Below are 15,765 nucleotides of genomic sequence, written 5' to 3'. Positions count from 1 at the left end.
CCAATTAACGCCAAACACTGTCACGCACCGCTAATGTCTGCCACTTTTTTATAGCCACTCTGCACATCCTTTAAATTAACGCCCGAACATTTAATATTTGAAAAATGCAAGGAGAAGACGATTTAAGAGGTTTAGCCAAGATTATGGCATTTATGAGAGCGGTAAGTATACTGATTGTACTGATGCACTTTTACTGGTTCTGTTATGGATTCTTTTTAGAAAGGAGCTGGACACTGGAGGTAGTCAATAAAATATTGAGAAACTTTGATCGAACGGTGAGCCTGTTTTCCCATACGCTTTACACCAAAATATTTGCTTTGCTCTTGCTGGCTTTGAGTTGTTTGGGAACAAAAGGTGTCAAGAATGAAAAAATAACATGGTCTAAAATATATATGACGTTGGGAATTGGGTTTGTGCTGTTTTTTCTGAACACACCCTTATTAAAACTGCCATTAAACATCGCTACATTTCTTTATATCCTTACCACAGGTTTGGGCTATATCTCGCTGATGGTAACAGGAGTTTGGATTAGCCGGCTGCTCCGTACCAACCTAATGGACGATGTATTCAATAATGAGAACGAAAGTTTTATGCAGGAAACCAAACTAATGGAAAACGAGTATTCCGTGAATCTGCCGACTAAGTTCTGGTACAATAAAAAACAGCATAATGGATGGATTAATATTGTAAACCCTTTTAGGGCAACCATTGTATTAGGCACACCCGGCTCAGGCAAATCCTATGCTGTTGTAAATAACTATATCAAACAGCATATTGAAAAAGGTTTTTCAATGTATATCTATGATTTTAAATTCGACGACCTATCTACAATTGCATATAACCATTTGCTAATACACACGGATAAATACAAAGTAAAACCTAAATTCTACATCATTAATTTTGATGACCCTAGAAAAAGTCATCGTTGCAATCCCATAAATCCTGATTTTATGACCGATATATCTGATGCTTACGAATCTGCCTATACGATAATGCTAAATCTTAACAGAAGCTGGATACAGAAACAGGGAGATTTCTTTGTAGAGTCTCCAATCATCTTATTAGCTGCCATCATTTGGTTTTTGAAGATTTATGAAAATGGCAAATACTGTACGTTTCCTCACGCCATTGAATTACTAAATAAAAAGTATTCGGACGTATTTACTATTCTGACTTCCTATTCTGATCTTGAGAATTATCTTTCTCCCTTTATGGATGCCTGGCAAGGCGGCGCACAAGACCAGTTGCAGGGACAGATAGCGTCGGCAAAAATTCCTTTGTCAAGAATGATCTCACCGCAATTGTATTGGGTTATGACAGGAGATGATTTTTCATTAGACATCAACAATCCAAAAGAGCCGAAGATATTATGTGTAGGAAACAATCCCGATCGTCAAAATATTTACTCTGCTGCGCTGGGATTGTACAATTCACGTATTGTAAAACTCATTAATAAAAAAGGACAATTAAAGAGTTCGGTTATTATAGATGAGCTGCCTACAATCTACTTTAGAGGACTAGATAATCTCATTGCAACAGCCAGAAGTAATAAGGTGTCAGTATGTTTGGGTTTTCAGGATTACTCACAGTTAACTAGAGATTATGGAGACAAAGAGAGCAAGGTAATTCAGAACACTGTGGGCAATATTTTCAGTGGTCAAGTTGTAGGCGAAACTGCCAAAAATCTATCGGAACGCTTTGGAAAAGTATTACAGAAAAGACAAAGTTTATCAATCAACCGTAATGATACGTCGACATCAATTTCCACTCAATTGGACAGCCTCATTCCTGCATCTAAAATATCTACATTGACCCAAGGTATTTTTGTAGGTGCTGTGTCGGACAATTTTGATGAACGCATCGAGCAGAAAATATTCCATGCTGAAATTCTTGTCGACAATGAAAAAGTAGCTGCTGAAACCAAAGCATATCAAAAGATACCAGAGATTTTATCATTTGTAACGAAGAATGGAGAAGACAATATGAAACAGGAAATAGAGGCCAATTACCGCCAGATAAAACAGGATATTGTTCAGATTATTGAAACTGAATTGGAGCGTATTAAAAATGATCCTGATTTAGAATACCTGATTAAAAAGAGATAATAAAAAAAGATATCCATTCAAGCAATTCGCAAAACAAAAAACTGAAAATTATAAGATTTTCGAGATTTTGACGCCATTTGGGCGTGTTATCCTAGTTTCAATTTGATTATCCTAGAAACTAAGAAGCTCTATATGCTTAATTGAATTAATAATTCAAACTTACTCCAATACCCCAACCCATGTCGCTATCATAGTGTGTTGTCAGTCCCATATTTTTTCCTAGAATATATCGTAAACCTGCCATATATTCATAATCCGTATTCCACATTAAATTCATTCTTAATCGTTTTGAAATAGGAATATCTTTTCGTTCAAATTGTATTCTAAAATAACCTCCCGTAAATATTTCTGCTTGTGCTACAATTAACAATGGTAAAGTATAATTTACACCAACACTTAAAAAATGCCGATTATCCTTTGTATTTGTTTGTCCGAACATATTTTTTTCAACTTCACCATCAGGCATTACTCTGTAACGCCAATCAAAACCAACAAACGGCATCAACCATTGCATTTTGCCAATGTATCTTCCAATATGGGTTTCGGTTTCGTAACCGTGCATATCATTATATCCTAATCTCCATTCTGTTCCAATGCTCCAACGAGTACTTTGGTACATTGCTTCGCCATCGTTACCATTTGTTGCAAAATCATTTTCTGCCATAAAATGAAATTTCCTGTCGTCTGCAAACAATTTACGTTGTGCAAGTTTTGGGTTTGGGATTTCGGGATTTGGTGCTTGGTTTTCATAACTGAAAACTCTGCCCATTCCGCTCATCATATGGTACAAGATATGACAATGAAAAAACCAATCACCTTTTACATTTGCATTAAATTCCAAGGTATCGGTTTCCATTGGCATAATGTCCACAATGTTTTTTAATGGTGCATAATCGCCTTGACCATTCAATAATCTGAAATCGTGCCCGTGTAAGTGCATTGGGTGTCGCATCATCGAATTATTATAAATTGTAATGCGGACATTTTCACCTTCTTTAATTAAAATTTTGTCAGCTTCTGAGACAACTTTGTTATCTAAACTCCAAACATAGCGGTTCATATTTCCTGTGAGTTCAAATTTTAACTCTTTTACTGGAGCATCTTTTGGGAGTGTGGTTTTAGTTGGCGATTTCAGCATTGCATAATTTAAGGTTGTAATATCCGAAAGAGCATTACTGTTATAATCGGCTTCGGTCATTTTCATATCCACCATTTTTTTTTCGGCTTTCTTTTTTTGTTCACCTGTAATTTCCGGGTACATCACCACGTTCATATCCATTTGATTGAGACTCATTTGCATTCCCATATCGTCAAGGTCTCCGTTCATTTTCATCATTCCGTTCATCATTTTCATCCCTTCAAAATATTTAAGTTTAGGAAGAGGCTCAATAAGTTGTTTGATACCATCGCCAATAAAATAAGAGGCTGAATATAATCTATCTTCGGTAGTAGCCAAAAATTCGTAAGCCGTTTTATCCGCAGGAATAGTCACAACTACATCGTAAGTTTCAGAAACTCCAACAATTAATCTATCGACTTCTACTGGTTCGACATCGTTACCATCGTTTGCAACAACGGTAATTTTACCTCCTGCATAGGTAAGCCAAAAATAGGAAGATGCCCCACCGTTGGAAATTCTCAAACGAACTTTATCACCTCCTTTTAAAGGTTTGCCATCAATACTTTTAACGTCCGTACTTTGCTTACCATTCATGAGGATTTTATCATAAAATACATCGCTTACATCCATTGCATTCATCCGCTTCCACTCGTTTTTTACTTTTACACCAAAATACCCTTGCTTTATAGCTTCTGTGTAACTTTGGGTTGTTCCTTTTTTTATTGCTGGATAATCGTTTGCGTTATGCAACATCCGGTGTACGTTTTCCGGTTTAATATCCGTCCATTCGCTCAAAACAATTGGAACGGTTGGTAAATCATCAATTCCATTTCTAAAAGTTGGGTCAGTCGTTTTTTTGAGCATTACAAAATTTCCATACATTCCGATTTGTTCTTGTAATCCTGTGTGACTGTGATACCAATGTGTGCCGTGTTGTATTATTGGAAATTTATACAAATGTGTAGTATGAGGTTTTATTGGCATTTGTGTCAAATTCGGTACACCATCTTCTTTGTTGGGTAAAAATAAGCCGTGCCAATGTAAAGAAGTATCTTCATTTAACTCATTATGCACATAAATTTCTGCAATGTCGCCTTCAGTAAATGTTAAAGTAGGCATTGGTATTTGTCCGTTTACGGCAATGGCTCTTTTTGATTTGCCTGTAAAGTTTACAATTGTATCTCGAACATATAAATCGTAGCGAACGATTTTTTGGGCTGATGCACTCAAAACAAGAAATAATAGTATAATTGATAATTTTAATTTCATTATTTGATTTTTTAAATTCTTTTAAAAATACAAAACACAAAATTTTGCACTGTATTGAATGGTGTTTGATGGTCTTGATAAAAGCTGTCAATAATTTTAAATTTATCCGAAAATAAACCAACTAAATCTCGAATGGTATATTGTTCAATTTCTAATCCACTGCATTTTAATGGTCCATTATTAGAGAAAGTAGCCATTATTAAATAATTACTTGCATAGTTTTGAACAAGTGTTTTATACTTTTCAATTTGTTCCTTTTCAGTGAGAAAATGAAAGGTTGCTCTGTCATGCCAAATATCATACGTTTCTTTGGGTTGAAATTCTGTAATATCGGAAACAATCCATTTCACTTTTTCGGATAATTTACCTAATCGGAATTTGGCTTTTTCAATAGCTTTTTCAGAAATATCCAAAACTGTAATATTCTCAAAACCTTGTTCTAAAAGATAATCTACCAAGTTACTGTCTCCTCCTCCAATATCTATAATTTTGGCTGTTTTGGGTAATTTACAATTTGCAATTAATTGTAAAGAAGTTTCAGGTTTTTCTTGAGTCCAACTTACTTCGTTAGGCAGTTTCGTATCGTACACGTTTTCCCAATGTGTTTTATTTGTCATAGTTATTTTTTAAATTGATTTTGCGATTTTTTCCATAATAGAATGGTCAGTTCCAAACTTGCAAATCGCATCACAATTCGCCCTTAATTCTGAAAAAAGTATGTATTTGATGTTCATTTTTGAATTTTTTATAACTGGCCGATTTAATTGTTGGATCACATCTTTCTCCCGACTGTCTGGAATAATAATATAAAAGACTTCTTCTCCATTGGAAATACTAAAATACAAATCAGATAAGCGTAAAATACCAGAATAAATACTGGTGCTTTTTTCGACTTCAAATGCTCCAATAATTTTGTTACTTCCTTTTTGAAACCATAAAACATCGATTAGTTTTATGGTATTTTGTGTGTCTTTATCTGTGTGAAGTTCTGGAAATTTATTTATTGATATAAATGAAAAACTTTGTCCACCAAACGATTTGCTCTTATCATTACTCGCTGGTGTTACATCAAAACCCAATGAAACTCCAATTTTTAATAAATGATATTGCATTTCGTTATGAAGATTTTCTGCTAACTTTTCTTCCTGGATTTCTTTTTGGCGTTTTAAGATGTTCTTTTCAAATTTATTGCGTTCTTCTTCGCTTAAATATTCATCGTTCCCAATAAGCATTTTTTGTGTTCCAATTTCAAAACATAATCCCGCAATGGCTCCTAAATCATTTGATAATTCAGATTTATGTTTACTGTTAGTTTCGATTAAAGTTTCTCTTATTTTTAAATATTCTGTCCAACTTCCTAGTTTCTTTTTGTCCTTGAAAAGAAAATTAAATCCGTTAAGAATTGCTGTATTGAATGGTGGAAACCAAGTCGGATGCAAGAAATATAAAATACTAGCGACTGCTGGTCCAAGCCCTTTTACTTTGAGTTCGTCTAATTTTACAATTTCTTTTACTACTTGTTCTTCCGTTTTGGCATTAATGCAGTTTTCGAGAAATTGACCAAAAGCAATTTTATTGTTTTGGTTTTCGTAAATATCTGGAATTCTTAATTTTGGTTTCCAATAAAAAGGATGTGCTACGCCAACAAAGACTTGTTTTTGTTCTGCTATACAACTTAATACAAATTCTAAACTACTGCCTTTAAAATCGTTTGGAAACGATTTGTTTTTAATATCCTCAATAACTTGTAAAACACCTCGCCGAATAGTCCTAAATGCTTTTAATCGTTGGTCGTTATCTACAAACCAAGTGTTGTAAACACTTTCGGTATCAACTTTGTATTGTTGGATTATTTGAGTAAGGTTGTTCATTTTTTATACAGCTATAAATTATTTCTAATGCTTTTTATAATTTCAAACTTCTTAATCGCAAAGCATTTACAATTACAGAAACCGAGCTAAAACTCATTGCTAAAGCTGCAATCATTGGCGATAATAAAACTCCAAAAAATGGATACAAAACTCCCGCTGCAATTGGAACTCCTAAAACATTATAGAAGAAAGCAAAAAATAAGTTTTGTTTGATGTTTCGCATTACAGCGTGGCTCAAATTCTTGGCTTTTACGATACCTAGCAAATCACCTTTTACTAGAGTTATTTTAGCACTTTCTATAGCTACGTCTGTTCCTGTTCCCATTGCAATTCCAATATTTGCTTGTGCCAATGCTGGAGCATCATTTATACCATCGCCTGCCATCGCCACAATTTTGCCTTCTGCTTGCAATTTTTTAATTTCTTTGAGTTTGTCTTCGGGTAAGCATCCTGCTTTATATGACGTCAACCCCAATTCATCAGCAACCGCTTTAGCTGTGTTTTCATTGTCTCCAGTAAGCATTACTACTTCAACACCCTGACGCATTAACTCTTTAATGGCTGCTGCACTTGATTCTTTAATGGCATCGAAAATTGATACAAAACCAACAGCAATACCATCAACAGCTATGTATGAAACCGTTTTACCTAATTTTTGTTCAGCAATAATTTTATTTTCTAAATCATCTGAAACGATTGCTTTGACTTGTTCCATTAGTTTTTTATTTCCTAATGCTACTTTTTTAGCGTCAACAGTTCCAATAACTCCTTTGCCTGCAATGGCTTCAAAATCTTTTACCTCGATTAATGAAACTGTTTTTGATTTAGCATAATTGACTACAGCTTGTGCTAATGGATGTTCGCTGTATTGGTTTAATGAAGCTATGTTTTTAAGCAAATTATTTTCTTCATTATTTGAAGAAAATATCTTCTCAACAGAAGGTTTTCCCTCGGTTATTGTTCCTGTTTTGTCAGTAATTAACACATTAACTTTATTCATGTTTTCTAAAGCTTCAGCATTTTTTATAAGTACACCAGATTGCGCACCTTTACCAACGCCAACCATTACCGACATTGGCGTAGCTAATCCTAATGCACAAGGACAAGCAATAATTAATACCGCAATTGCATTAATGAATCCATAAACCAATGCTGGTTCTGGGCCAAATTTTGCCCAAACGAAAAATGTTATTGCGGAGATAATCACCACTACGGGTACAAAATATTTAGCGATACTGTCGGCTAATTTTTGAATTGGTGCTCTTGAACGACTAGCATCATTTACCATCTGCACTATTTGGGAAAGCAAAGTTTCTGAACCTACTTTTTCGGCAATCATTACAAAGGACTTGTTACCGTTTATGGTTCCGGCAATAACATTATCGTCTTTCTTTTTGTCAACGGGTATTGGTTCTCCTGTAATCATCGCTTCATCAATACTACTTTCGCCATCGGTAATTTTTCCGTCAACTGGAATTTTATCTCCGGGTTTTACTCTCAGTAAATCACCTTTTTTGATATCATTAATAGAAATTACTTTGTCACCTCCATCTGCTACTAAAGTAGCCTCAGTTGGTGCCAATTTAAGTAATGCTTTAATAGCTCCGCTGGTTTGGCTGTGTGCTCTGGCTTCGAGTAGTTGCCCCAATAAAACTAAAGTCAGAATAACTGTTGTAGCCTCGAAGTACAGTAATACTGCCCCATGTTCTGTTTTAAATTCACTAGGAAAAATGTCTGGGAAAAACATGCCGACCAAACTAAATAAAAAAGCAACTCCAGTTCCTATACCGATAAGGGTAAACATATTCAAATTCCAAGTAATAATAGATTTGAAGGCACGAACAAAGAACATCCAACACGCATAAAAAACAACAGGAAGTGTCAGAATAAATTGTACCCAATTCCATTTTGTAGCATCCATTATTTTAAGTAATGGGTTGTTTGGCATCATTTCTATCATTGCGATAGCAAAAACAGGAACGGTAAAAATTACTGCCACTTTCATTTTCTTGACTAAATTTTTATAAGTTTTTTGGTCTTCACTATCACTAGGTTCCATCGGTACCAAATCCATTCCGCAAATAGGACACGAACCTGGTATTTCACTAATTACTTCAGGATGCATCGGACAAGTATATAAGGCTTTATTAACTGTTAAATCGGGTGCTTTTACTAAATCCATTCCACATACAGGACAGTCGCCTGCTTTGTCATATAGTTTTTCGCCTTCACAATGCATTGGACAGTAGTATTTTCCCTGAGCATTGCTTGGTATAACAGTTTCTTTTTTATGCTCATGAGAATGCGTAGAGCAGCAGGATTTTGCTGTAGTTTCATTAGCTGGTGCCTGTACTAGGATCTTGCCATTATTCATTTCTATGGTGTATTTCCCAACTGCTGTCAATGCTTCTTGTAACTGTGTTGTTGGAATATGTTTTTCCATAGTTATAGTTGCGATGGGTGGATTTAATGCAACTTTTGCCTCAACTCCTTCAATAGTATTCAATGCTTTTTCGACTTTAGAGCGACAACCATCGCAAGTCATACCGGTAATGCTGTAAGTATGTATCATCTTCTATATTATTTTAATACAAATTTCTATCATAATTGTTTTTTGCATTTGCACAATTTTGGGTATGATATGCAAGATTTACAAATCTTCTATTTGCTTTCTTTTAATGGTTTTTATGTTCTTGAAGTAAGTTGGCGAAAAACCAGTTACTTTTTTGAATTGATTACTCAAATGCGAAACAGTACTATAATTTAAAGAGTAGGCAATTTGGCTTAAAGATAATTCATCATAAATAATCAATTCTTTTACTTTCTCAATTTTCTGATTGATGAAATACTTCTCAATAGTAGTATTTTCAACTTCCGAAAACAGATTACTCAAGGTGTTATAGTCTTGATGGAGTTCTTGTGAAATATAACTGGATAAGTTACTTTTCAAATCATTGTTTTTATTTTGAACCAAATCAATAATCAATGTTTTAATCTTATCGATTGTTTTACTTTTCTTATTGTCAATTAAATCAAAGCCAATTGCACGAAGTTTTTTTAACAATTCGCTTTTTTGATTTTCGTTAATGTCACTTTTCAATTCAACTTCCCCTAACTCAACTGAAAAAGGATTAATTCCCATACTTTCAAATACAGACTTTACTACCATTTTACAACGGCCGCATACCATATTTTTGATATAAATTTTCATAGTAAACAGGTTTAATTAATATAAACTAACCCTGCTAAGTTCATAACAAGGTTAATTATAGTTTCTTCCCCAAATTAGGTGTTATTTGTTTTCTTCTTTTTTCTCAGGAACAAGTTCTGTTAATTTCATTCCACATTTTGAACATTTGTCATTCAGTTTTCCTTGCACTTCCGGGTGCATTGGGCATGCATACATTTTTTCATGATTTTTCATTGTACTGTTTTTGTCGTTTATAATTATACTGTCATTATTCATCATTGTACTATCATTGCTCATCACATTAGAATGATCCGTTGAAGCTTCTTTGTCTTTTTGGTTACAGGAAACCAATACAAATGCCATTACTATGGCTGAAAAGATTATTTTTTTCATTTTATCGGATTTTAATTTACAGATTACTTTCTGTTATATAAATATATAGTTTACTGTTTTGTAAATTGTTATACTATTATTTTTTTGATTTATGTAATTCTCCCAGACCATTTACTCTTTTTTAAAGAGCTTGATTATTTTCGATGCCCAATGAGTATTTTTTACATTTTCATTCCCTCCATTGGGTCACTTCCTTTCCGGAATTTGTATTCACTATTTATGGCATAAGCACCTGTAATCACTACTTTTTTTGAGGGATCCAAATCGGATTTGATTTCAATCATTCCATTGGTTTCTGTTCCTGTTTCTACCATAACATTTTCAAATATTCCCGGTCTTTTTTCAACCCAAATATAGGAAGCGTTTTCTTCTCGAATAACTGCATCAATCGGGATAAAAAGTCCTTTAGCATTTGATTGTGTCAATTTTACAACCGCCTGCATTCCTGGTTTTAACTGTAAACCCTGATTTGGAATTTCCATTCGAATTAACAGCAATCGGGTATCTGGATTTATTTCAGGATTGATAAAGGCAACTTGGGTATTTATTGTTTTATCTGGGAAATCACTAAAAGTAACATTGGCTTTTTGACCTATTTTAAGGTTTTTGGCATAATTTACGTTTACTTGTGTTTCTAACCAAAGGCTGTTTAAATCAGCGATTTTTATTATTCCCGAACCTTCCATTACATAACTTCCTTCTGTAGCTACAATTTCAGAAATTGTTCCGCTATGAGAACTGTAAAATATGGTATTTGGTGAAACATCTTTATTGGTTTTAATGTTTTCAATTTGGGCATTGGTAAGACCATAAAAAAGAAGTTTTTGCTTCGCGCTGGCTAGCATGTTTTTTGCGTTTTTCCCAAAATCTCCTGGCATTGACAGTTGCTTGAATGCCGTGAAATAATCCTGTTTGGCTATGGCGATATCTTCACTGTATAATTGATATACCGCTTGGTTTTTGGCAACATAATCTCCAACTGTTTTGAAAAATAATTTTTCAATTCGCCCCATCGCTCTTGATGAAACGGAATTGATTTTATCCTGATTTATAGCTAAAGTACCCGTGTAATTTTGGTTTACACTACTTTGGGATGTTGTAATAGACTGAAGACTAATATTACCCAATCGGATTTGCTGTTTGCTTAAACTTATTTCATTTGAGTTAGTTTTATCGAGTTTTACGGGAGTTAAATGCATATGACAAATGGGACATTTGCCTGGTTTGTCTTCTTTTATCTGAGGATCCATCGAGCAAGTGTAGAAAGTTGTTTCATCAGTCATTTTATGTCCACTATGATCTTCCTTGTTTTTCGAATTGCAAGCTATCATTACCATAAGTAGTATTGATAGTAAAGTGATTATTTTTAATGTCTTCATCTTTATTCGGTTTTAATGAAGCTTTCGCTGTCAATTAGATATTGTGCGTTTTTGGCAATTGTATCTCCCACAGAAACGCCTCCTATAATTTGAACAAAATCATCAATTTCAATACCCGTTTGTATTGCTGTTGCTTTGAAACCATTGTCCAATTTTTGAAAAACGACTTTTTTGTTACCTAGACTGACCAAAGTTTGTTTTTGCAACCATAATCCCTTTGTAGAATTTAATTGCACTATACCTTGTAATCTTGTTCCAATGGGCAATTTTAGAGTTGAATTATTCAAATACACCCGAATCCTATTGGTTTTATCAGTCGAATTCAATTGTGTTTCAATAAAATTTATTTTTGCGTAAATATTATTCTTTTCATCCAATTCAGAAGAAATATCAATAGACTGATTGATTTTAATAAGGCTATTGTAACCTTGCAAAACATTGAAAATACCCCAAACTTTATCTGTATTCGCTAACTTGAAAACAACTTCCCCTTTTGTAATATAGTTCCCCTGTTTGACATCCAAAGTTTCTGTGTTGCTACTTGTATTGGACATAGGAGAAACACTAGAACTAGTCATCTTTTCGGTTCCCGTGATGATTCCGTTAGCGGGACTGTAAATAACGATTACAGGATTCACCTTTTTAGCGGAAGCCAATGTGTTAACTTGATTATTGGACATTCCATAAAGTAATAATTTTTGCTTGGCGGAATTAATAATCGATGTGTTTTGACTGTCATTGGAAATCAAATAGATAAAATTTTGCTGTTCGGTCAATAATTCAGGGCTGTATATTTCAAATATTTTTTGTCCTTTGGTCACTTTTTGGTACTTATAGTTGACGTACATTTTTTCAATTCTACCACTTATTCTCGCTGAAATATTTACAGATGAATTCGGATCGTAACTCACTATTCCGGGTAAACTGATTTCGCTATTTATAACTGTGTCTTTTACCGTTGTGGTTTGATAATTTCCCACAACAAAACTATCAGTAGGTTTCAAAAGATCGTTGATAGAGTCATTTTTTTCAGAATGGTCTTCGGTTACTTTTTTTACTAAAGTCATTCCGCAAATAGGACAACTGCCCGGTTTGTCTTTGATAACTTCAGGGTGCATCGAGCAAGTGTAAACCTCATTTTGATGTTCCATTTCAGAATGTTTTCCTGATTTTGTTGCAAAAAAATAGATTGTAATTCCAATAAAAACTACGACCAAAAATAGTATTGCAAATTTTAAATATCTGTTCATAATTTTTCGGTTTCAAGTTGTTTTTCTATTTCTACTTGTGTCGCTAAAATCGATTTTAATTTGTCGAAAGCATCGATTTGAGTCATATTCATCGCTTCCCACGCATCCAAGGCTACGAATAAATCTCCGGTGTTATTTTGCCAAGCTAAAATGGCGGTATCATAATTTCGTTTCAAAGCTGGAATAATATTGTCCTGCGTAATTTGGTATTGCTTTTTCAGATTCAAAAACTCAGCATTCATTCCTTTTATCATACCGCTTGCTTCGTTCGCAATCATCTGTTTTTGCCAATCCAAACTTTCGTTTTTTATTCGATAGCTTTCCATATTGGCTTTATTCATTTTGGTTGAATAAGGCATTGGAATAGTGACCATTCCCATCAATGAAAATTGTTGTGGCTGATTGCCAAAAGCGAACATATGGTCGTATTTTACACCAAATTCAGGTCTGGTTGCCACTTTTTCAACCTCTATTTTTAGGTTGTTGATTTCTTTGGTTTTATCAATGGCTTTGATATCACTACGGTTGTTGATGTAGGGAGACAAATCGGTTTCGAAGAGATTGAAATCTTTAATCTCGTAATTGAAATCAATTTCTAAATCCTCGTTTTTATTACGAGCCATTAATGTGTTGAGCATATATTTTCGCTGTGATACATCATTTTCCAACATCACAATCATACTTTGCAAAGTGGCATATTGTGATTTTGCTTTGTAATAGGACGGCAATTTGTCCATATTATATTGATAGCGTATTTCCATACTCTTAATCATATAATCTAAAAGCAAAAGATTGTCTTGGGCAATTTTTATTTTTTTCTTAATGATAATCCATTCATAATAATAGGTTTTGGCCAATGCATTTAATTGATTGAGCGTGAAGTTTTTATTTTCACTTTCGACTGATGACATTGCTTTCATTAAATTTTCATTGGCATTTAGCTTAGAAGCATTCGGAATCATTTGAGTTACTCCCAACATATAACTCCCCATTCCTGGCCCCATTTCGTCGGCTTTCCATAGATTGGAATTGTACGGAGTCATAAAGAAACCCGTTTCCACTTGCGGTGGCATCCAACTTCTGGCTCCTTTGGCCGAAGCATCCATACTCTGAATATCGGCATCGTACATTTTCAATTGGGGATTATTTGTCTTGATGGTACTCAAGACATTATCCAAAGTAAGTGTTTGGGCTTTAGTATTTGTAAAGCTTAAAACCAAACAACTCAGGGCGATATAAAATTTAATGTTTTGCATCTATGAGACTAATTTTTCCTTTTGTTCTTAACTCGTGAAGTTTCACCATTTCAAAAACAACCGGGGTTACTAATAATACATAAATTGTTGAAGTAATTGTTCCTCCTATGAGCGGAACAGTGATTGGGAGCATCACATCTGCTCCTGTTCCCGTTGCCCAAAGAATGGGGATTAATCCAAATAATGAAACAGAAACTGTCATCAGTTTTGGGCGCAATCGTTTGGCAGAACCATCAATAATATACTCTCTCACTATTTCTTCTGTTAGGGTTTCTTTGCTGTTACCGTGTTTTTCGACCATTTTGTTCATCGCTTCATTCAAATATATAGTGATTAGCATAGCTGTTTCGACAGCCAAACCAAACAAAGCAATAAAACCGACTGCTACAGCCACCGATAAATTAATCCCATAGAAATACACCATAAAAACTCCCCCGATTAATGCAAACGGAACCGTTATCATTGTAATCAAAGCCTCTTTCATAGAATGATAAGTGAAATAGAGAATGAGGAAAATAATCACGACAACAATTGGCAGAATTAAACCCAATGTTTTGTTGGCTCTGATTTGGTTTTCCCATTGACCGCTCCATTCCACATAATACCCTTTGGGCATTTTGGTTATCATTTCATTCAGTTTTTTCTGTGCTTCTTTGACGGTACTTCCTAAATCACGGTCACGAACATTAAACAATACACTTCCACGAAGCATTGCATTTTCGCTGTTTATCATTGGCGGGCCATCGCTTATTTTTACATCGGCAACCGTTTCCAAAGGAATTGGGCCAAAATCCATTGTTTGTACTTGTAGCTTTTTCAAGGCTTCAATACTACTTCGATATTCTTGTGCATATCGTGCGTTTACCGAAAAACGCTGTCTTCCCTCGATGGTTGTGGTGAGTTTCATACCTCCAATTGAAGCTTCCACTACATTGTTAATATCATCGATGCTTAGTCCGTATCTGCCAATAACTTCTCTTTTGGGTTCAATATCAATGTATTTTCCGCCCGTAATAGGTTCAGCGTACAAGTCTTTTACTCCCGAAGTTCCATCCAATGCCATTTTTATTTTTTGTGATAAAGCATTAATGGTGTCTAAATTTTCCCCGTAGATTTTTATTCCCACATCGGTTCTGATACCTGTCGAAAGCATATTGATACGATTGATAATCGGTTGTGTAAAACCATTGGTTACTCCCGGTATTTGCAGTTTATTGTTTATATCATTTATAATATCCGCTTTTGTTTTGCCTTCTCTCCATTCGTTGTGGGGCTTCAGCAAAATAATTGTTTCAATCATACTTATGGGGCTGTTGTCCGTTGCTGTATTGGCTCTTCCTGCTTTTCCTAAAACGTGAGCCACTTCGGGAATTGATTTTATCAATCGGTCCTGAACCTGTAAAATTCGTTTCACTTCAGAATTGGACACATCGGGCAATGTTACAGGCATAAATAAAACAGAACCTTCGTCGAGCGGAGGCATAAATTCAGAACCAAGTCTTGTAAACATTAACACACCAATTAACAGCGCCACAATATTGACTGCCAAAACTGTTTTTCTCCATTTTAAACAAAGCGTCAAAATTGGAGTATAAATGCTTTCCAATTTTCTGTTTATCGGATTTTTATTTTCTGTACGAAGTTTGCCTTTGAGTAAAAAACTAATCAGCACAGGAGTAAGTGTAATCGCAAAAAACGCATCCACAATTAGTATAAAAGATTTTGTCCAAGCCAATGGACTGAACAATTTACCCTCCATTCCCGTAAGCAGGAATACGGGTAAAAATGAAGCAATTACTATTATTGTCGAATAAAAAACACCCGGTCCGACCAATTTGGAAGAGGATTCAATTAGCTTCAGTTTCTCATCGGAAGATAACGGGTCATTTTCTTTTTTGAATATATTTTTCAGTTTATCTTTCATTTTACGTA

General features: G+C 34.5%; 11 protein-coding genes. 1 reads left to right on the top strand and 10 read right to left on the bottom strand.

The genetic code is table 11. The annotated features are described in order from the left end of the window. The first annotated feature begins 104 nt into the window (after positions 1–104). Positions 105–2,105, top strand: a complete 2,001-nt coding sequence (gene mobC, locus CLU82_RS18045; RefSeq protein ID WP_100844409.1) for a conjugal transfer protein MobC — start codon at positions 105–107, stop codon at positions 2,103–2,105. Positions 2,106–2,250: 145 nt separating this feature from the next. On the opposite strand, the gene CLU82_RS18040 is transcribed toward mobC, so the two are convergent. The 10 genes from CLU82_RS18040 to CLU82_RS21110 form a co-directional block, all read right to left on the bottom strand. Beyond that, positions 2,251–4,494 carry a multicopper oxidase domain-containing protein gene (locus CLU82_RS18040; protein ID WP_100844408.1) on the bottom strand — a complete coding sequence of 748 codons (2,244 nt, stop codon included), beginning with the start codon at positions 4,492–4,494 and terminating at the stop codon, positions 2,251–2,253. 11 nt (positions 4,495–4,505) lie between these two features. After that, complete coding sequence (locus CLU82_RS18035) at positions 4,506–5,111, bottom strand: class I SAM-dependent methyltransferase (RefSeq protein WP_100844407.1); 606 nt, start codon at positions 5,109–5,111, stop codon at positions 4,506–4,508. A 9-nt stretch (positions 5,112–5,120) separates the two neighbouring features. Beyond that, positions 5,121–6,365, bottom strand: coding sequence for a hypothetical protein (locus CLU82_RS18030; RefSeq protein WP_100844406.1), 1,245 nt, complete (start codon positions 6,363–6,365; stop codon positions 5,121–5,123). Between the two features lie 34 nt (positions 6,366–6,399). After that, complete coding sequence (locus tag CLU82_RS18025) at positions 6,400–8,937, bottom strand: heavy metal translocating P-type ATPase (protein WP_100844405.1); 2,538 nt, start codon at positions 8,935–8,937, stop codon at positions 6,400–6,402. A gap of 78 nt (positions 8,938–9,015) precedes the next feature. Next, on the bottom strand, positions 9,016–9,576 hold the full coding sequence (locus CLU82_RS18020) for an AraC family transcriptional regulator (protein ID WP_100844404.1): 561 nt from the start codon (positions 9,574–9,576) through the stop codon (positions 9,016–9,018). A gap of 81 nt (positions 9,577–9,657) precedes the next feature. After that, a complete protein-coding gene (locus CLU82_RS18015; RefSeq protein ID WP_100844403.1) occupies positions 9,658–9,948 on the bottom strand; it encodes a heavy metal-binding domain-containing protein in 291 nt (96 codons plus the stop codon). A 161-nt stretch (positions 9,949–10,109) separates the two neighbouring features. Beyond that, positions 10,110–11,327, bottom strand: coding sequence for an efflux RND transporter periplasmic adaptor subunit (locus tag CLU82_RS18010; protein WP_100844402.1), 1,218 nt, complete (start codon positions 11,325–11,327; stop codon positions 10,110–10,112). A 2-nt stretch (positions 11,328–11,329) separates the two neighbouring features. Then, entirely contained in the window at positions 11,330–12,577 is a 1,248-nt protein-coding gene (locus CLU82_RS18005; RefSeq protein ID WP_100844401.1) for an efflux RND transporter periplasmic adaptor subunit, read from the bottom strand. After that, positions 12,574–13,833 carry a TolC family protein gene (locus tag CLU82_RS18000; RefSeq protein ID WP_100844400.1) on the bottom strand — a complete coding sequence of 420 codons (1,260 nt, stop codon included), beginning with the start codon at positions 13,831–13,833 and terminating at the stop codon, positions 12,574–12,576. The genes CLU82_RS18005 and CLU82_RS18000 overlap by 4 nt, the downstream gene beginning before the upstream one ends. Then, a complete protein-coding gene (locus CLU82_RS21110; protein WP_024981693.1) occupies positions 13,820–15,757 on the bottom strand; it encodes an efflux RND transporter permease subunit in 1,938 nt (645 codons plus the stop codon). The genes CLU82_RS18000 and CLU82_RS21110 overlap by 14 nt, the downstream gene beginning before the upstream one ends. Positions 15,758–15,765 lie beyond the last annotated feature (8 nt).

The sequence above is a fragment of the Flavobacterium sp. 5 genome (assembly GCF_002813295.1).
In the GTDB taxonomy this organism is placed as follows: Bacteria; Bacteroidota; Bacteroidia; order Flavobacteriales; family Flavobacteriaceae; genus Flavobacterium.
Note: the sequence above shows the minus strand (reverse complement) of the source record. Positions and strands in the feature narration are given on the sequence as shown.

Bases quoted from the DNA above. Each gene is read 5' to 3' on its own strand.
- mobC (WP_100844409.1), top strand. From the start codon at position 105: ATGCAAGGAGAAGACGATTTAAGAGGTTTAGCCAAGATTATGGCATTT.
- CLU82_RS18040 (WP_100844408.1), bottom strand. From the start codon at position 4,494: ATGAAATTAAAATTATCAATTATACTATTATTTCTTGTTTTGAGTGCA.
- CLU82_RS18035 (WP_100844407.1), bottom strand. From the start codon at position 5,111: ATGACAAATAAAACACATTGGGAAAACGTGTACGATACGAAACTGCCT.
- CLU82_RS18030 (WP_100844406.1), bottom strand. From the start codon at position 6,365: ATGAACAACCTTACTCAAATAATCCAACAATACAAAGTTGATACCGAA.
- CLU82_RS18025 (WP_100844405.1), bottom strand. From the start codon at position 8,937: ATGATACATACTTACAGCATTACCGGTATGACTTGCGATGGTTGTCGC.
- CLU82_RS18020 (WP_100844404.1), bottom strand. From the start codon at position 9,576: ATGAAAATTTATATCAAAAATATGGTATGCGGCCGTTGTAAAATGGTA.
- CLU82_RS18015 (WP_100844403.1), bottom strand. From the start codon at position 9,948: ATGAAAAAAATAATCTTTTCAGCCATAGTAATGGCATTTGTATTGGTT.
- CLU82_RS18010 (WP_100844402.1), bottom strand. From the start codon at position 11,327: ATGAAGACATTAAAAATAATCACTTTACTATCAATACTACTTATGGTA.
- CLU82_RS18005 (WP_100844401.1), bottom strand. From the start codon at position 12,577: ATGAACAGATATTTAAAATTTGCAATACTATTTTTGGTCGTAGTTTTT.
- CLU82_RS18000 (WP_100844400.1), bottom strand. From the start codon at position 13,833: ATGCAAAACATTAAATTTTATATCGCCCTGAGTTGTTTGGTTTTAAGC.
- CLU82_RS21110 (WP_024981693.1), bottom strand. From the start codon at position 15,757: ATGAAAGATAAACTGAAAAATATATTCAAAAAAGAAAATGACCCGTTA.